General features: G+C 36.4%; 16 protein-coding genes. 15 read left to right on the forward strand and 1 reads right to left on the reverse strand.

All coding sequences use genetic code 11. The annotated features are described in order from the left end of the window. Positions 1–33 precede the first annotated feature (33 nt). The gene (locus CN326_RS05980; RefSeq protein WP_098307219.1) at positions 34–624 is read right to left on the reverse strand and encodes a class I SAM-dependent methyltransferase; all 591 of its coding nucleotides are present in this window, start codon (positions 622–624) and stop codon (positions 34–36) included. Between the two features lie 289 nt (positions 625–913). Here CN326_RS05980 and CN326_RS05985 point away from each other — a divergent pair, with 289 nt between their 5' ends. From CN326_RS05985 to hcp, 15 genes are all read left to right on the forward strand, one after another. Further along, a complete protein-coding gene (locus CN326_RS05985) occupies positions 914–2032 on the forward strand; it encodes a GAF domain-containing sensor histidine kinase (RefSeq protein WP_098307603.1) in 1119 nt (372 codons plus the stop codon). 13 nt (positions 2033–2045) lie between these two features. After that, positions 2046–2681: a response regulator gene (locus tag CN326_RS05990; RefSeq protein WP_098307221.1), complete on the forward strand. Its 636-nt coding sequence runs from the start codon at positions 2046–2048 to the stop codon at positions 2679–2681. 159 nt (positions 2682–2840) lie between these two features. Further along, the gene (locus CN326_RS05995; RefSeq protein ID WP_098307223.1) at positions 2841–3377 is read left to right on the forward strand and encodes an NADPH-dependent FMN reductase; all 537 of its coding nucleotides are present in this window, start codon (positions 2841–2843) and stop codon (positions 3375–3377) included. Position 3378: 1 nt separating this feature from the next. After that, complete coding sequence (locus CN326_RS06000; protein ID WP_098307225.1) at positions 3379–4608, forward strand: MFS transporter; 1230 nt, start codon at positions 3379–3381, stop codon at positions 4606–4608. Between the two features lie 393 nt (positions 4609–5001). Then, positions 5002–5178 carry a hypothetical protein gene (locus CN326_RS24965; RefSeq protein WP_255258098.1) on the forward strand — a complete coding sequence of 59 codons (177 nt, stop codon included), beginning with the start codon at positions 5002–5004 and terminating at the stop codon, positions 5176–5178. A 219-nt stretch (positions 5179–5397) separates the two neighbouring features. Then, on the forward strand, positions 5398–7116 hold the full coding sequence (locus CN326_RS06010) for an alpha-keto acid decarboxylase family protein (RefSeq protein ID WP_098307228.1): 1719 nt from the start codon (positions 5398–5400) through the stop codon (positions 7114–7116). A 519-nt stretch (positions 7117–7635) separates the two neighbouring features. Then, complete coding sequence (locus tag CN326_RS06015) at positions 7636–8193, forward strand: YdcF family protein (protein ID WP_098307230.1); 558 nt, start codon at positions 7636–7638, stop codon at positions 8191–8193. 103 nt (positions 8194–8296) lie between these two features. Continuing rightward, the gene (locus tag CN326_RS06020) at positions 8297–9286 is read left to right on the forward strand and encodes an ABC transporter ATP-binding protein (protein WP_218007843.1); all 990 of its coding nucleotides are present in this window, start codon (positions 8297–8299) and stop codon (positions 9284–9286) included. Then, the gene (locus CN326_RS06025; RefSeq protein ID WP_483295638.1) at positions 9273–10763 is read left to right on the forward strand and encodes an ABC transporter permease/substrate-binding protein; all 1491 of its coding nucleotides are present in this window, start codon (positions 9273–9275) and stop codon (positions 10761–10763) included. Before CN326_RS06020 ends, CN326_RS06025 begins: the two co-directional genes overlap by 14 nt. Positions 10764–11003: 240 nt before the next feature. Further along, positions 11004–12431: a basic amino acid/polyamine antiporter gene (locus CN326_RS06030; RefSeq protein WP_098307234.1), complete on the forward strand. Its 1428-nt coding sequence runs from the start codon at positions 11004–11006 to the stop codon at positions 12429–12431. A gap of 189 nt (positions 12432–12620) precedes the next feature. After that, positions 12621–12881 carry a LemA domain protein gene (locus CN326_RS06035; protein WP_098307236.1) on the forward strand — a complete coding sequence of 87 codons (261 nt, stop codon included), beginning with the start codon at positions 12621–12623 and terminating at the stop codon, positions 12879–12881. Positions 12882–12964: 83 nt separating this feature from the next. Further along, complete coding sequence (locus CN326_RS06040; protein WP_098307238.1) at positions 12965–14779, forward strand: AAA family ATPase; 1815 nt, start codon at positions 12965–12967, stop codon at positions 14777–14779. After that, the gene (locus CN326_RS06045) at positions 14769–16619 is read left to right on the forward strand and encodes a hypothetical protein (protein WP_098307240.1); all 1851 of its coding nucleotides are present in this window, start codon (positions 14769–14771) and stop codon (positions 16617–16619) included. Before CN326_RS06040 ends, CN326_RS06045 begins: the two co-directional genes overlap by 11 nt. A 288-nt stretch (positions 16620–16907) precedes the next feature. After that, entirely contained in the window at positions 16908–17504 is a 597-nt protein-coding gene (locus CN326_RS06050) for a hypothetical protein (protein WP_098307242.1), read from the forward strand. 106 nt (positions 17505–17610) lie between these two features. Continuing rightward, the gene (gene hcp, locus CN326_RS06055; protein ID WP_098307244.1) at positions 17611–18897 is read left to right on the forward strand and encodes a hydroxylamine reductase; all 1287 of its coding nucleotides are present in this window, start codon (positions 17611–17613) and stop codon (positions 18895–18897) included. The last annotated feature ends 13 nt before the right edge of the window (positions 18898–18910 follow it).

Consider the following 18910-nt stretch of genomic DNA (forward strand, 5'->3'; position numbering starts at 1 on the left):
ACCGCCAGAAGAATAGGGATTCTGGCGGTTTCTTTATTTTTTGGCAACTATACAAATTGATCCCCTATATTCATGAAATACCACACTGTTATATCCAGTTTCTTTTAGTAATTTTTCTATATCTTCTTTTGTTTTAAATTGTGTCATATGATAATTTATTTTATAGAATTCAGCTACAATGATAAAATAGCCATTTGGTTTTAACACCCGAAATATTTCTTTCACATCATTCTCTAAGTTTGGCCAAAAGTAATGTGTTTGAAATGCAGTAATTAAATCAAAAAATTGATCTGAAAAAGGCATAGAAGATACGCTTGCTTTTTTTATAAGAACTTTCCCGAAATTTACATCCTCTTTATTCATCTTTATAGAGTTTTCTACTGCTTTTTCGGAATAATCTATACCATATACTTTTCCATCTGGATTCATTTTTGAGAGAGTATATACTGTCTTTCCTCCACCGCAGCCTATATCTAGTATTGTTGCACGTTTTTTAATTTTAATCTTACTTAAGGCCCACTTTGTCATGTTTGTATGAGCTACATTCATGATACCTAACATAGTTGAACCGACAAAGCCTTGTGGATTTTTAGCTTGTTTAATTAACCTGTTTAATAAGCTCAATTCCCTCTCACCTTTCTTATATTGTTTTAGCGTACAAAAGTTTTCACTGATAGCAATTCCTTTGTATATCTTCCTTGTATTTCCTTTTAATTCCTTTATATGAAAGAAAGATGTGATTTTTTAATTCTTATATTTATGAGTAGTAAAATTTTTTACCTTAAGATTATGAAAAAGCAAAGAAGATAGGCGGGAGATAGTTGCTGGCATTCAATTAATTAGGGATAGAAATTCCGCTCCATTTGTAGTATTTAGAATTTTCTTGATGTTATAATGGGAGATGGTGATGAACATGAATGAAAATGAAAAGCAAATGCATCGATTACAAGCGTTAAAAGAAATTGCCGAGTTATTAAATGAAGCGACTAATTTGCAGGAAATGTTAGAAAAGGTACTACATACGCTATTGCAAGTTATGAATTTACAAACAGGATGGATTTTTTTTATTGATGAAAAAGGAACGCATCGAATGCTTGTTGATACAAATTTGCCACCAGCACTTACATGGGAAGAAAAGAAACCAATGTGTGAAGGAGATTGTTGGTGTATTGATCGATTTGTTGCTGGACGTTTGCAAAAAGCAACAAATATTATTGAATGTAAGCGAATAGAAGATGCGATTGAAAATAAATGGGGAGAAACAGAGAGTGTTACTCATCATGCGACGATTCCGCTTCAAGCAGGAGAAGAAAAGTTTGGATTATTAAATGTTGCTTCTCCTCATAAAATGCACTTTACAGAAGAAGAATTAGCTTTATTAGAAGCCATTTCCTTTCAAATCGGGACAACAATTCAACGTATAAAACTGGTTGAGAAAGAACGAAAATATGTAGTCATTGCAGAAAGAAATCGATTAGCACGTGATTTACATGATTCTGTCAAACAACTTCTCTTTTCAATTATGTTAACAGCTAGAGGAACGATTGATATGACGAAAAATAAAGAACTACAAGAGATGTTGATGTATATAGGAGAGTTATCACAAGAGGCACTGCAAGAGATGACATTATTAATTTGGCAATTACGGCCTGAGGGTTTAGAAAAGGGCCTTGCTGAAGCGATTCAGAATTATGGGAATTTACTTGGTATCCATGTAACCATGCGAATTGATGGAGTTATTTCGATAAGCGATGAAATGGAAGAAATGCTATGGCGTATTAGCCAAGAGGCGCTTCATAATTGTAAAAAACACGCATCTTGCGAAAAAGTATTTGTACACTTAAAAATAGAAAATAATATGTTGAAGTTTCAGATTGAGGATGACGGAGTAGGATTTATGAAAGAAAAAGTAAGAGATTCTGCGCTTGGTTTGAAAAATATGCAGGAGCGTATTGAGTTAATGAAAGGAAAGTTTCATATTCAAACGAAACCTGGAGAAGGAACGAAACTGGGGATTCAATTACCCATTTGAAGGGGGAAATTCATTGAAAATAAAACTATTACTTGTAGAGGACCATCATATTGTACGAAGGGGTCTTGTTTTCTTTTTAAAAACAAAAGAAGAATTTGATATTATTGGTGAAGTGGGAGATGGAGAAGAAGCGTTGCAATTTATTCAAAAAGAACGACCTGATGTTGTATTAATGGATGTATCGATGCCGAAAATGGACGGAATCGAAGCGACGAAGCGTATGAAACAATATGATCCATCTATTAAAATACTTATGTTAAGCAGTTTTTCAGAACAAGATTATATTCTTCCGGCACTCGAAGCAGGTGCAGATGGATATCAATTAAAAGAAGTACAACCGGATCAACTTGTAGCTTCAATTATTGCAGTTCATCAAGGAAATACTAATTTCCATCCGAAAGTAACCCCTGCTTTATTAGGACGCCCAGCAACAGTTGAGATAAAGCAAGATAGTTTATCTATGTTAACGAAGCGGGAAAAAGAAGTGCTGCGAGAAATTGCTAAAGGGAGAAGTAATAAAGAAATTGCAGCAGAGCTACATATTACAGAACAAACCGTAAAAACGCATGTTTCAAATGTTCTTGCTAAATTAAATGTAGATGATCGAACGCAAGCGGCTCTATATGCGGTAAAGAACGGTGTTATATAGGAAGAATGAATTGAAATAAAACAGGAACTCATANNTATGAGTTCCTGTTTTATTTTTTCATACTATTTTCTCAATCGTTTTCCGTCTTTTTTACGGTTTATGAGAGAGAATTTTCTGATAATATAAATGTATAAATTCAAACAAGGGAGAGAAATAATTATGAAACTAGTTGTAATTAACGGTACACCACGTAAATCTGGTAAAACTCGCGTCATTGCAAAGCATATTGCGGAGGCTTATAAAGGAGAATTATATGATTTAGCTATTGAAGCACTTCCATTATATAACGGAGAAAGTTCTCAATATGAATTACAAGCAGTAGCAAAATTAAAGAAACTTGTAAAAGAAGCAGATGGAGTTGTACTATGCACACCTGAGTATCATAATGCAATGAGCGGTGCTTTGAAAAATGCATTTGATTTTCTTGGAAGCAGCGAGTTTATGCATAAGCCGGTTGGGCTTCTTGCGGTTGCAGGCGGTGGTAAAGGCGGTATAAATGCCTTAAATAGTATGCGCATTGTTGCAAGAGGGGTATATGCAAATGTCATTCCGAAACAAGTTGTCATTGATAGTCTTCACATACAGAACGGAGAATTGGGTGAAGAGGCAAAACCACTTGTTGCGGATTTATTAAAAGAATTGAGAGGATACATGAGCATCTTTCCAGAACTGAAAAAACAATTAGGAGCTGATTAATATGTCATCTCTTTACCGCGATTCTCGGTTGTACTATATTCTTGGAGCCAATAGCTTATCTGCGATTGGCTCCGGCATTACGATGATTACGATTTCGTGGCTACTTGTAACGTCACCAGGTGGAAATACCATGTTTGGCTATATTTCGATTATATCCACACTTGTTATGTTTTTGTGTACACCGTTTATTGGACATTGTATTGATCGTTTTTCTCGTAAAACGCTACTCTTAGTGAATGAAGCCATTGGAGCAATTGCTGTCGGTATTATGGTATGTTGGGGATTTACAGGTCATTCTTATGAAACAATACATTATATTGTGCTGTATATAACAGGTTCATTTTATTATTTAGTATTTTATCCGAACATTTTCGCCTTTAATCAAGAAGTGTTTGCATCGGAGCATTATAAATCATTAAGTGGAACGATGGAAATACAGGGACAACTGACACAAGTTATTGCTGGTGCGGTTGCCAGTTTTATGATTACAATTGTTGCTGTGAAATGGATTTTATTTATCAATATGTTAGCGTATGTAGGCGCATTTGTATTATTATCATTTATTCCTTATACAAGACGGAGTACAGAAAGCGGAAAACAACCATTCACAAAGCAAATTTTTGAAGGCGTTCATTTTATGAAGAAAAGAAAGAAATTATTTTGGTTTCTATTTGCGACATATATGCCGTTTATCGGTGTCATGATGACAAACTATTTAATGCCTGTGTACATTTCGGATGTGTTAAAGGAAAGTGGATCCGTATATGGTACGGAAGGAATGATGTACGGTATCGGTGCAATGCTTGCAGGAATTGGAATTCCAATTCTTATGAAATATGTAAAAACAGAAGTGTCAATTGTATTAACGATGTTCATATATACAATTTCAATTACCGTAATGGTTATAAAACCATCAGTTTTTTTACTATATGGCCTTGCTATTTTTATGGCGATGGGAAATGCCGGCACACGTGTTGCACGCAATGTGCTCATGATGGAACAAATTCCAAATGAAGTAATTGGCCGTGTGGATAGTCTATTTCGATTTGTTGGTACAGGTGTACGCGTTATTCTTCTTCTTGTCTTTACAACGTTTGTGTCTCAAATTGGTGTTATGATTCCGTTTTATGCACTGAGTATTTTATTAATTGTTGCAACGTGTATAGGATTTGTGTATGTGAAAATGAAGCAGCAAGAACGAATTCATATTACCAATAAAACAGTTGTATAGTAGCGAATCTAATGCACATCATATAGATGTAACATTCTAAAAAAGGTGTGAAATGATATGGGAAAAACAAAAGCATTAGGATCTGCTAAGCATAAGGGAAATCAAACGCAGGATCATACTTCTTCAAAGAAAGCACGCAATGCCCAAAATGCAGGGCAGCGTTAAGATTAGAAACATAGCGAGGATTTAATTTAAAGACATATAAATATTAACAGTAAAGATAGTAAGGATTGATTATCAATCCCTACTATCTTTTTTATATTGAATTACAAAAAGAAAAAACGTTCCCTGCATGAAGCAACCGCAAGAAAAGGAAGGAAAACAAAGAATGCAAGTGCAAAACGGAACAATAAAAACACACCGCATGTAGATGGAATCTACTTAGGGGATAAAGTGAAAGTATTTGGACAAGTAGGGTTTGTGACAGGATTTACAGGGGAAATGGTATATGTACAAGATATCAATGGACAATATATACAAAATCCTACTAAATCTTATAAGCAAGTGAAGATATCAGATATGGAATGTATACACCATATTAACAATTGGCAGTTCTTACAAATCAGTTAGGCTATGCCTAACCGAAATTCATCTCCACCTTATCGTTGGGCTCTTGCCCGTCACGTGCTTGAAGATGGGGATGAATTTTGGAAATACGTTAAAGGATATAACGCACAGAAGATCGCTCATCGCTCCGCATGCCGGATAAGCTGTTCAATGAAAGGGAACTATTAAAAGGGTACTATTACACAGAACAAGCCCAAGAAATGGATAAGGAGTGAGTGAGCGATGGACAACATGATGGCGGAGGGCGGTTCTGGCTCATCAACCGGAACGGCTCAAAAAACAGTTGGCCAGTATTTGTTCGATTGCTTGAAGATGGAGGGCATTACCGAAATTTTCGGCGTCGCAGGGGACTATAATTTTACACTGCTTGATGCTCTGGAGCGGTATAACGGCATCCGGTTTATAAATGGAAGGAACGAACTAAACTCGGGTTATGCTGCGGATGGCTACGCAAGAATCAAAGGCATGTCCGCTCTTATTACGACCTTCGGGGTCGGGGAGCTCAGCGCCTGCAATGCGATAGCGGGAGCCAACAGCGAGCATGTGCCAATAATTCACATTGTGGGTGCGCCTCCTGAGAAAGATCAAAAGGGGCATAAGCTGATGCACCACACCCTAATGGATGGAAATTTTAGTATCTTCCGGAAGATGTATGAGCAGATTACGGTTTATACCGCGGTGCTTACGCCGGATAACGCCAAGATTGAAATTCCGGCTGCGATTCGCATTGCTAAGGAAAAGAAAAAGCCGGTATATCTGGTTGTGGCAGATGATTTAGTGAATAAGCCGATCACTGCCCGGAAAGAGCCGATGCCGCCGCGTCCAACGTCCAACCTAAAAACCCTTCAGGCTGCGGCGGATCACGTCCGTCGGCTGCTAGAGCGTGCTCACAGGCCGGTTATCCTGGTGGATGTCAAAACAATGCGCTTTGGCCTTCAGACAGCAGTTCGGCGGCTGGCCGACGCTATGAACGTGCCTATTGTGACGATGATGCTTGGGAAGGGGGCATTCGACGAAACCCATCCAAATTATATCGGAATGTACCTAGGCTCTTTCGGAAGTTCTGAAGTCCAAAGTACGGTGGAAAATGCAGACTGTATCATTGCGGTCGGGATGTTATGGGCGGACACCAACACCGCGAATTTTACCGCAAAGCTGAACCCGCTGGTGACTATCAATATTCAACCGGACATGGTCAAGGTCGCTGAGGCGGAATATCCAAATGTTTTTGCAGCCGACATGCTGCTTGCAGTGCAGAAGGTGGGTTACATAGGTCAAGGTTTGGCGGGAAATTTGTTATTCCCTTACGATCAAGTCACAGCTAGTGCTGAAGAGCCTCTAATGGCGGCCGGCTATTATCCCCTTTTTCAGCGCATGCTGAAAGAAGGCGATATTGTGATTGCCGAGACAGGAACGTTCTACAATGGAATGGCTGAGGTGAGACTGCCGAGCAATGTAACATATATTGGGCAAGGAGGCTGGGGATCCATCGGTTACGCAACCCCCTCGGCGTTCGGTGCCATTATCGCCGCGCCGGAACGCCGGGTATTGCTGTTTACAGGTGACGGCTCCTTGCAACTAACAGCCCAGGAGATCAGTTCCATGCTCTATTACGGCTGCAAGCCTATAATCTTTGTCTTGAACAACGATGGTTATACGATCGAGAAATATTTGAATGCCAAAACAGAGGATCAAAAGTACAACCAAATTCCTCGATGGTCTTACACTAAGCTGGCCGAAGTCTTTGGAGGCAACGCGTTTACCGTTACGGTCCGGACCTATGGAGAGCTTGATCAAGCTATAACCCAAGCTGAAAAGGAACGTGCCGAAAGACTCTGTATCATTGAAATGATTGCTGGAAATCCGATGGACGCACCCGAATATATGCGACAGATGCGCAGTTATATGGAGAGGCAAGAGATGCAGCGCAGTCAGAAATAGTCCCGAATAACACGAGTGTTACTGAAAGATGGATCTGATCTTTAAGGGGTACCCTTGAAAAATGGTTATGGAGAAAAATTAGCATTTTTAAGCCGCTCCCTTCTATTAGCTACCTAAACTTTGCTAAGCAATTCTTTCTGTTACTCCCAGATGGACAAAAAACACCATTATTTTGATGGTGTTTTTTAAATCATGTGAACATTATGGATTATCTAAAAAAATGGCGTTCCATGTGGGTAAGAGTTAATAGGAAGAACTTAGAAGTTTGATTGTGAATTATTATACTTAAACTAACGGGTGTGATTCTTCAACAAGAAATACGGTTTATATATAAGAAAGCCTGTATCTATGATTANNTAATCATAGATACAGGCTTTTAAATTCAATCTCTATAAATCTTTATATATATTTAATGTGATACATTGCTATTTGTTGAAATCAAGTGCGGACCACAAGATAAAGTACTTCTGCATAATCCCTTTCTTTTATATAATAAAAAGAAAGGGAGAGAACTGCTATATGAATAAATGGTTTTTATTATTACTGTTGTTATTGCCGCCATTATACGTTGTGTATATGACATACCGCATTAAGAAAACTGCCAATGAAAAAGTAAGTCGTACAGCGCCATATGTTTTAGTTTTAGGTGCAAAATTATTTGGAGATAAACCATCATTATCACTACAATATCGATTAGATGCAGCGCTAGGTTATTTACAGATGCATCCAAAAGTAAAAGTAGTTGTATCTGGTGGACAAGGAGCCGACGAGGATATTCCAGAAGCACTTAGTATGTGCCGTTATTTAATGGCAAACGGTATTGAAAATGAACGGATTTTACTCGAAGATCGTTCTACAAGTACATATGAAAATATAAAGTTTTCTATAGATTTATATGATGTGAAGCATGCGGTTGTAGTAAGTAACACTTATCATTTATACCGAACAAAAATTATTGCAAATCGTTTAGGGATGAGGATGGAATCGCTTGCTGCACCAACGCCAAAGCGTTCAAAGAAAAAGGCATATATACGTGAATATGTTGCTATTATGAAAACAATTTTAGTGGATCATTAGAGCTCAAAATAGAGCTCTTTTTTATTTTTGAAAAAACAAATCATTTGAAAATAGCTCGAATTTCCGTGAGAATGGAAGAGAGAATGAAAAAGGAGTTGTGTATGTGATTCAATTTGAACGTGTTTCAAAAACATTTGATGATGGAACGAAAGCAGTAGACTCTCTACAGTTAGAGATTCGTAAAGGAGAATTTTTTGTTCTGATTGGCCCGAGTGGATGCGGGAAAACAACGACAATGAAAATGATTAATAGATTAATCGAAACAACAGAAGGCGCCATTTTTATTGATGGAAAGAACATTCGGGATTATAACATTCATGAATTACGATGGGATATTGGATATGTCTTGCAACAAATTGCATTATTTCCGCATATGACAATTTCAGAAAATATTGCGGTTGTACCAGAAATGCGCAAATGGAGTAAATCGAAAATTCAAAAGCGTGTTGATGAATTGTTAGAAATGGTTGGTTTAGATCCTAATATATATAGGGGACGTATGCCAGATGAATTATCTGGCGGTCAAAAGCAGCGTGTTGGTGTTGTGCGGGCACTTGCTGCTAATCCGAAAATTGTTTTAATGGATGAGCCATTTAGTGCACTTGACCCTTTAAGTCGTGAGCAGCTGCAACGTGATTTAGTAGCCTTGCAAAGAAAGATTCAAAAAACAATTGTCTTCGTAACACATGATATGCAAGAAGCGTTATCGCTTGGTGATCGCATTTGTATAATGAAAGATGGAAGAGTTGTCCAACTTGATACGCCAGAAGTGATTTTACAAAATCCCGCAAATGTATTTGTAGAAGAATTTATTGGGAAGCCGCGATTATCATCTTGGTATGATAATAGAAAAGTAGAGGATATAGTATCCATATTTGCACAAGAAGGGAAACGAGTTGGCGGTACCCCACTTTCGACTGAAGTTACCTTGCAAGATGCTTTACTTCGTTTAGAACATGAAAAAGAAATACCAATCGAACAAAACGGTACATATATTGGTACATTAACAAGTCAACATATCGTTCATAGTAAATCAAATGAAAGAAAGGGGATAGACAGTGTCAGCATTATTACAAACGATGCAAGAGCGTAAACAAGAACTGTTAAGTGCTCTTTTGGAACATTTGCAAATTTCGTTGATTGCTTTATTTTTCGCAGTTCTTATCGCGGTTCCGCTTGGAATTTTGTTAACAAGACGAGAACGCATTGCCGAATGGGTTATTGGTACTTCTGCTGTGATGCAAACCATTCCTTCCTTAGCGCTTCTTGGATTATTAATTCCATTAGTTGGTATCGGAAAGGTTCCAGCTATAATTGCTCTTGTTATTTATGCGTTGCTTCCTATATTAAGAAATACATATACAGGTATTCGCAAACTAGATCCATCTCTAATTGAGGCAGCAAGAGCGATGGGGATGAATGGTTGGAGACGATTATGGAAAGTAGAAATACCACTTGCCTGGCCCTTTATTATGGCAGGGATTCGGACAGCAATGGTACTAATTGTTGGTACGGCGACATTAGCTGCTTTAATTGGAGGCGGAGGATTAGGAAAGTTTATCTTGCTTGGAATTGATCGAAATGATTATGCTCTTATTTTGTTAGGTGCTATTCCAGCTGCACTATTAGCATTGTTCTTTGATGGAGTACTACGCATAATCGAGCATGTAAGATTTTCACCAAGGCGAACAGTGATTACAATAGTTGCTGTAGCCGTAATCACAATTGCACCTTTTCTTTGGAGTACACAGAAGAAAGATATCATAATTGCTGGTAAGATTGGCTCAGAACCGGAAATTTTAATTCAGATGTATAAACAATTAATTGAGCAGGATACCGATTTAAAAGTAGAAACAAGACCAGGTTTTGGAAAAACATCTTTTGTATTCGAAGCATTAAAATCCGGAGAAATTGATATTTATCCGGAATTTACAGGAACAGCATTATCAACTTTCGTAAAAGAAGAGCCAAAAAGTACAGATCGTCAAGAAGTATATGAGCAGGCGCGAAATGGCATGGAGCAGAAATATAATATGAAGCTGTTAAAACCGATGAAATATAACAATACATACGCATTAGCGGTACCAAAACAAATAGCGGAGCAGTATAACATAAAGACTATTTCTGATTTGAAAAACGTCTTTTCTCAAATGAAAGCTGGATTTACACTTGAATTTGCAGATAGAGAAGACGGATATAAAGGAATACAAAAGCTATATAATATACAGTTTCCAAATTTAAAAACAATGGAACCGAAGCTGCGTTATAGTGCGGTTCAATCTGGTGATGTAAATGTCATTGATGCTTATTCAACAGACAGTGAATTACAGCAATATGGTCTACAAGTACTAGAAGATGATAGAGGTTTATTTCCGCCCTATCAAGGAGCACCATTATTACGCGAAGAAACGTTAAAGAAATATCCAGAGATTGAAAAATCACTAAACAAACTTGCTGGGAAAATTACTGATGAAGAAATGCGTAAAATGAATTATGAAGTGAATGTAGAAGGGAAAGCAGCAGAGAACGTAGCACATGAATTTTTACAAAAAGAAGGACTATTGAAATAGACATAATTTACAAATATAACCTTAAAAAAGTCGTTTATACAAAAAGAAACGACTTTTTTTGTGCATACTTATACTTTTTTTCGAAAAAGTATTCCATTTTTGCTCGTTTTCTTTTAGAATAAGTAATGTTTTTCTGAAAGAATATAAAATGAAACGGTTCGTCATTTTCAGGGTACGTATTTGATATATAAATGACTCATAATATGAATGCCTGGTAGAGCGGAATGAACGCATCAAGAAATTGCAGACGGGGTGATACCAATAGAAAAGAAATTAGGATTTTTTCCATTAATCGCACTTGTAGTAGGAACAATGGTTGGAGGAGGGGCATTTAGTTTACCGCACGATTTAGCAGTAGGAGCAAACAGCGGTGCTACCTTAATTGGTTGGTGTATTACAGCACTAGGAATGATTCCACTTGCCCTCGTATATCAATCTTTGGCATATCGAAAGCCTGAACTTGAGGGCGGTATTTATAGTTATGCACGCGCTGGCTTTGGAGAGTATATTGGATTTAACAGCGCATGGGGATATTGGATTGCTGGAATATTAGGTAACGTTGCAACAATTATGATGTTATTTAACACATTAGCATATTTTTTCCCAATTTTTAAAGGCGGCAATAATGTCCCGGCAATCATCGGTGCATCATTCGTATTGTGGACGCTTCATTTTCTTATTTTACTTGGAATTCGTGAAGCCTCTATTATGAACTTTATTGCGACAATTGGTAAGCTTGTTCCAATTTTATTATTTATAGTCATTATGGTTACTGCGTTTAGTTTGGATACATTTACGCATGACTTTTGGGGGAAAGGTACAGTCTCATTATCTTCTGTACTTGGACAAGTGAAGAACACGATGCTCGTTACGCTTTGGGTATTTGTTGGCGTAGAGGGGGCAGTTGTTTTATCTGGACGAGCAAAACGTAGCCGTGATGTTGGTAAAGCAACTGTATTTGGTTTACTGCTAGTAATGAGTATTTATATTTTAATTTCTGTTTTATCGCTAGGGGCGATGCCACGAGAAGAATTAGCAGCACTTGAAACGCCGTCAATGGGACAGGTACTAGAACATGTCGTTGGTTCATGGGGAGCGTTTGTTATTAACATAGGATTAATTGCTTCTCTTATTGGTACTTTAATTGGTTGGTTTTTACTCGTTTCGGAAATTTCTCACGTGGCTGGAAAAGACGGTGTGTTTCCAAAGGTATTTACAAAAACGAATAAAAATCATACACCACATATGGCATTATGGATTTCAAACTGTGTTGCCCAAACAATATTTATTATTGTGTTATTTTCAGCATCCACATATCAGATTATGTATTTTATTGCATCGACATCGATTTTACTTCCATATGTATTTTCAGCACTATATCAATTGAAATTAGTGATTACAAAAGCGTATGAAGGAAATAGATTGAAAGATGGGATACTTGCTATTATGGCATCAGTATATGGTTTCTGGCTTGTGTATGCAGCTGGATTGAAAAACCTATTACTTGTTTCTTTAGTATATGGTATTGGACTTATCGTGTATGTCGCTGCAAGAAAAGAAAAAGGGAATCGATGTTTTACTCGTGGCGAACAATATGTGATGATTGTCATTTTACTTGCAGCGTGTGCGTCTATTTATATGTTAGCTACCGGAAAGATTGGAATGTAAACATATCAATCCAAAAAAGGATTTATGCTAAAGTGTGAGCATAAGTCCTTTTTTATTGGTGAATATGATTTATTTAATAGCAACTTGTTTCGTTTACGTAGTTTCTTATGTATCATTTTTATAGAAATAGCAGGGATTTTTAGTAATTGGCAGAATAGTTAGTTTATACGGTGTGTAGGAGGGATTGTTATGAAAGAGACGGAAAAATTGGTGCGAATTGCGGAGTTAGCAAAAGACGTTCAAAAATTATTAGTGCAAGAATCGTTCTTTAATCGACATCCCGAACTGCGCGGAGCGGTAGAGAATTTAGCGTGTTCTGTAGAAGTTTTAGCCAATATGCATATACACGGAGATGAGAATGCGGAAGATACATTACGTTATGTACTAACAAAAATGAGGATTGCTCACAATGCAATTTCTCAAGAAAAAGAAGGCTTTCATTTAACCTGACGATAAGCGTCAGGTTTTTTGTTTCTAGTTTGCTTTTATTGTTCATACAATGATAAAAGCATCGAAAAAAGAAGGTGAGTGAGATGAAACTGGAGAAAGCTCTTCATCCAAGCTTTGTAAAAAGATTGCAGCATATGCGTTTTGTTGGAAAATTTGTAGAAGAGCAAAAGGATAGGAAAGGCTCGTTTTTTGTCGTTTGTCTTTCACCAATTCCAAATATAATTGAAGCTGCTTTTGGAGAACGTTCTTATATATTTGAGGGTTTATATAAAAATAAACAAAATGAAAAGTTTTTTGCAAGTATAAAAGAAGGAAAAAGAGAAAAACAATTGTTGTTATTTCGTCTTTCTTATACAGGAGGCGCTTTATATGTGGAATTAATACGTGCTGAAGAACGAGAAATAGCAAATTCCTATAAAGTGATTCCTTCTCCTAAATTATCAGCTCCAAAGGCGAGAGAAGCATTTGAAAGAAAACTTGGAAAAGGATATGTTTCATTTTTGATACCAAAATTTCCGCATGATTTTGGTACGCCAGAGTTGTTATGGTATGAAGGACGGATATATGGGAATATATTTTTGAAGCCTTCGATTAGTGCTATTACATATCGGGAGCAGAGGGGGGATGTTCGTTACCTTGATGTAGACGATTGGGTGCAATATGCCGAGATGAATGTCGAGAATAGCTTGTTTTTTGTTCGTACAGAAGTGTATGAACAGCTAGAAAAGCAAGTAAAAGAGAGTGGAAAACAAATTGAAATTATCGATACATGTAAAGAAGAGAAAGGAAACGAATGGAATGAACGTGAACATTCTTTTTTACAATATGTAAAGCAAATTATCGCAGAAAAAGAATTATATATTGATGAGAGCGATATTTACAATTTTCATGTTTGTGTAAAAACAAATCTATTAACAATAGTAGGCGGTATGCCTGGTATTGGAAAATCACAATTTGTGCAAACCTATGCGGAAGCACTCGGATTAACGTTTGGGAAAAATTTTATTTGGATTCCGGTGTCACCATCCTATCAAGAACCTCATGATGTACTAGGCTATCTACATTCAAATGGAACGTACATGGAAAGTGAAACAAAACTTGTACGAACACTTTTGGAAGCAGCTGAAAACCCAAATCAATTATATATGATTGTATTTGATGAAATGAATATGTCGTATATTGAGCATTGGTTTACTCCTTTTTTATCTCTCCTGCAGTTAGATCGGAAAAATCGTATTTTATCTCTGTATGCAGCTTGTAATGAAAAAGAACAGGATATACCAGCACAAATTGAAATTGGTGATAATATCATTTTTATTGGTACAGTTAATTTTGATGAAACAACAAAGGAGCTATCTGACCGTTTATTAGATCGTGTAAATGTTGTATTACTTCAAAAAATTCCATTTTGTGAGATGAGCATGGTGGAGAAAAAAATGCTACATCTTCCGTTTGCATTTTCTGTTTCTGCATTAGAATTTCGAATGAACTGGGTTTATCGCAAGGCAATGCTTGATGTATTTACAGATGAAGAATTAGAGTTATTAGATAAAATGCATCAACTGTTATTTCATCACGATACTTCAAAAGGAATTTCTTTTCGCGTTGCATCAGCAATTGCATCTTATTTGAACAATATTCCATGTGATGAAGGCCGATCTTTGTTAATAAGCCGTGAAGAAGCATTTGACCTGCAAATAAAACAACGTATTTTAACGAAGTTACGCGGTACAGAAGCGACAATTGGTGCATTGCTTCGTGAAGAGGGAAAAAAAGAGATGTCTCTTGTACAATTGCTGCAATCAGCACTTGCAAATCGTGTATCAACTTTTGAACATTCTCTAATGTATATGAAGCAGAAACGGCGAGAATTGGAGCTGTACGGATATGTTAAATGAGAGTGCGTGTGAAACAGAAATTATAGAGACAGGGGAGAGGCTTCCTTTTGTGCTGAAAATAATAGTAGGGGCAGAAGAGAAGGGTGAGCATATTGTATTGAATAAACTTTGTACTTCGCCATTTACAATTTCTTCGTGTGTGTACAAAATTCAAGAATTAAAACCGCTCCGGCTACATATACAATCACAAAAGTCAATAAAGATTACGTTTATTTGGAATAAAGTATATGAAGGGCAAAAGCAACATATGGAATGGAAATATGAACTTAATGAACGACAACGTACTGTTTTACTGTATGAGCATGGTAAAACAGACTATTTATATCCATGGCGCTGTGGTGTATATCATTTTGAAGTGCAGGTTGGAGAAGAATTATTTTATGGAGCATTTCAAATTGTTCCGAAAAACTTTTTTGATGATCAGCTAGAGTTAATTCAGCAATATGTAAAGTCTGTGCTAGGTGGAATTATTTTAGATCGTGGGTATTATAAAAAGACGTTTGTTACGTTTACAGATATTGAAGATTATTCATATATGCGCATACTCCGTGCACTGCCGCAAAAAATGAAAAAAGTAAAGCAGTTATATTATGAAGTGCAGAAAAAAACAAATTTTGAACAAGAGTATATATGGGAGATGAGAGAGAGAAAACCAACAAGAAAAAGCATCATTACACATGAGAAAAAGCCATATGCAAAATGGTATAATCGCTGCTTTAGGGAGCAAAAGCATAGTAAAGAAAATGGCTATGTGAAATATAAAACGAATCAATTTTATAATAAGTTATTAGAAATTGATTCATTTTTACGCGAAACCATTCAGAAACTAGAGAGTGCACAACAAACGCGGAGAGAAGAGAAAAAAGCAGTGCATACTATTTTACAAACGATTGAACGAAATGGATCTGTGACCGAACGAGATAAACAAAAATATCGCAACATCCACTTGTTAAAAGACACTGACCTACGCAAAATGGCAATGAAAATCCAAGAATATAAAGTGCTCTATACAATTTTGCAAAGTACACTCACATATTTTTCATATCTTCTATATACGCCGTTTTGGAGAGGGATTCGGGAAGAAGTTACACTTACAACACATTCGCTGCCTCCTGTATATCATCAATTATTACATCAACTTGAGTTCTCACTGCATCGCAATGAATTAGAACCATCGTTTTTATTTGTTTATAAGCCGACATTTTTAATTTATGAGTACTTTGCGTATTTTACTGTTATTGCAATTTTACAAGAGATTGGTTTTGTTGATTCCCTGTCAATTGCAGAGCAAATTCAATCTTATTTTTATTTAGACGGTTTACAAGATGGAACAACAATTGTGTTAGACAATAAAGATTTGCAGCTGCATGTGGCTTTTAATGATTTAATTGAAACACATCCGCTTATTGCGCTTAGTAAAAATAGTCATTTTTATAATGGAGAAGACACAAAAAAGCCGGATATCCGTATTGATTGTTATAAAAGAGGAGAAACTGCTTATGAATATCAATCATCTATTATTATTGAAGTGAAGTATAGTCCGATGTATAACATTTTTCAACCAGTTGGAAATACGAAAGCAACCGAACAGATGTACAAATATTGGTCAATTAAATATGTAGAAAAGCAGAATGGAAAACGATTATTTCATCGCCGTGCGATTTATGAAGTCATATGTGTATATCCAGGAAGCAATATGCATGCGAAAAAAATTGAAGCAGGTTGTGGTGTGTTTTTACAATTGTATCCGTATAAAACGAAAAAGGGAGAAGAGAGGCTAGCAGGGAAAAAAGAACTATTAAATATTTTTCAGCATTGGTTAGCGGAGATAAGGAAATAAAGTGAAACTTTTATTAGTAGGGATCTTATCTCCACTCATTTTTTGCTTCCTCTGAATATTGAGGTGAGGATGTCATTCCCGGTCTGTAACATGTTTCCTTTTTTTTAATATTGTCATGTCTTTTGTAAATTTTTTATATAAATATAAAAGTAATACAGGAATGATGATTCATATATGGAAACTATAAATAAAGAAATAGTTTTTCTTGCATAGCATGTTTCCTTTTTATATGATATATGGTGAAAGCGCTAACAAAAAAGTAAAGGGTGATGAGAAAGGCGGGGGAGTATGTTCCAACGTGTTCAAACAAAGGAAGAACATTTTTGGTTCGAGCAATTATGGGGAGATTTTTGTGAAGAACGAAACTTAATGTTTGTAGAACGAAATTTAACACCTTCAAGATTTTTATTGGTAGAAGAAAATCATTACATCGGAACTGTTGAATGTATAAATTATACAGTACCTGAGCAATCAAATTCTGAGTTTTTTTACCCGTTTTCTAAAAATAAATATATAAAAGATTTAAAAAACGTGTACGAAATTGGGAAATTAAGTATTGCAAAAACATCTCGCGGTCGTGGACAATTTAAACAACTTGCGACGATTTTATTTATACATGCATTAGAAGTAAAAGCAGAGTGGTATATTGCGGTTGTAACAAAGCGGATGTATATGTACTTACGTTCATTAGGATTTCCAATCGAGCCAATTGATGATTCGTTTGCTGTTAATGATAAACTGCAAGGTGTACCGGTTCGCATTCATGTTATGAAAGGATTAACTCATATGTACTCTTTAAAAGAGTTTCGTGATGTGATTCAAGGAAATGCACATGCACAAGTTTTAATCCAAGAGAACAGTAAAAAAATTATGTTAACAAGATGAAGATTGTCACAAAATTGCATCATTCCATGTGATTATCATCACATCTTCCAATAGCGATGTGTATTACGCTTACATTGTAAAGATTGCTAGAGAGGGGATGGGAATGATGTTTTGTCATCAATGTGAACAAACGCCTACCGGTGGATGTAAAGTGATTGGAGTTTGTGGTAAAGACGAAACAATTGCAAGCTTGCAAGATATTATCGTCTTTGCTTTAAAAGGAATTGCCGCATATCGCACTCATGCAGCGCAACTAGGGTACACAGATCCGTTTGTAGATGCAGTAACACATGAAGCGTTATACATGACGTTAACAAATTCAAACTTTAATGAACAAGAACATTTAGATATGGCAATGAAAGTCGGAAAAGCTGCTATTCGCGTGATGGAACTACTTGATAAGGCACATACTGAACATTTTGGAGTGCCGGAACCAGTACAAATTACACAAAATCGTGCCTATGGAAAAGCGATTGTTGTTACAGGGCATAATTTATTTGCCCTAGAAGAGTTATTAAAGCAAACAGAAGGAAAAAATATCAATATTTATACACATTCTGAAATGCTGCCAGCACACGGTTATCCACAGTTGAAAAAATATGCACATTTAAAAGGGAATATCGGAAAGGCTTGGTATGATCAGCGTCGCTTATTCGAAAAATTTTCAGGAGCTATATTAGCAACGACAAATTGTGTTATGCCAATTAAAGGCACATATGCAGATCGCTTCTTTTCCTATGACGTTGCAGGGTTAGAAGGGGTACGTAAAATTGAAAATGATGATTTTACACCACTTATTGAAACGGCATTGAAGCTTTCAGATGTACAAATGGAATCAGAAGAACAATTAATAACAGGATTTCATCATGAGACGGTATTATCGCTCGCACCAGAAATTATTGATGCTGTGAAAGCTGGTAAGATTCAACGTTTCTTTGTAATTGCTGGCTGTGATGCGCCGGGAAAAGGTGGAGAATATTATCGTGAATTAGCAACATCATTACCAGCAGAAACAGTTATTTTAACGACATCTTGCGGGAAATTTCGTTTTAATGATGTAGATTATGGCGTTGTACCTGAAACGAATATACCGCGTTTTATTGATTTGGGACAATGTAATAATTCAATTTCAACAGTGAAAATTGCAGTAGCTTTAGCGGAAGCGTTCCAATGTGAAGTGAATGAGCTACCAGTCAGCATTGTACTGTCTTGGTTTGAGCAAAAGGCTGTAGCGATTTTACTTGGGTTATTTAGCCTTGGTATTCAAGATATTCGTATTGGTCCGAAAGCGCCGGAGTTTATATCACCAGGTGTACTGCAAGTGTTGCAAGAGGCATTTCGCTTAAAACTAATTACAACAGCAGAAGAAGATATGAAAGCTATGTTATCATAATAAAAAAGACGAN

The sequence above is a fragment of the Bacillus sp. AFS018417 genome (genome assembly GCF_002560985.1).
Taxonomy (GTDB): domain Bacteria; phylum Bacillota; class Bacilli; order Bacillales; family Bacillaceae_G; genus Bacillus_A; species Bacillus_A rhizoplanae.

Coding starts and splice junctions, on each gene's coding strand:
- CN326_RS05985 (WP_098307603.1), top strand. CDS start 914: ATGAATGAAAATGAAAAGCAAATGCATCGATTACAAGCGTTAAAAGAA.
- CN326_RS05995 (WP_098307223.1), top strand. CDS start 2,841: ATGAAACTAGTTGTAATTAACGGTACACCACGTAAATCTGGTAAAACT.
- CN326_RS06000 (WP_098307225.1), top strand. CDS start 3,379: ATGTCATCTCTTTACCGCGATTCTCGGTTGTACTATATTCTTGGAGCC.
- CN326_RS06010 (WP_098307228.1), top strand. CDS start 5,398: ATGGACAACATGATGGCGGAGGGCGGTTCTGGCTCATCAACCGGAACG.
- CN326_RS06015 (WP_098307230.1), top strand. CDS start 7,636: ATGAATAAATGGTTTTTATTATTACTGTTGTTATTGCCGCCATTATAC.
- CN326_RS06025 (WP_483295638.1), top strand. CDS start 9,273: ATGCAAGAGCGTAAACAAGAACTGTTAAGTGCTCTTTTGGAACATTTG.
- CN326_RS06035 (WP_098307236.1), top strand. CDS start 12,621: ATGAAAGAGACGGAAAAATTGGTGCGAATTGCGGAGTTAGCAAAAGAC.
- CN326_RS06040 (WP_098307238.1), top strand. CDS start 12,965: ATGAAACTGGAGAAAGCTCTTCATCCAAGCTTTGTAAAAAGATTGCAG.
- CN326_RS06045 (WP_098307240.1), top strand. CDS start 14,769: ATGTTAAATGAGAGTGCGTGTGAAACAGAAATTATAGAGACAGGGGAG.
- CN326_RS06050 (WP_098307242.1), top strand. CDS start 16,908: ATGTTCCAACGTGTTCAAACAAAGGAAGAACATTTTTGGTTCGAGCAA.
- hcp (WP_098307244.1), top strand. CDS start 17,611: ATGTTTTGTCATCAATGTGAACAAACGCCTACCGGTGGATGTAAAGTG.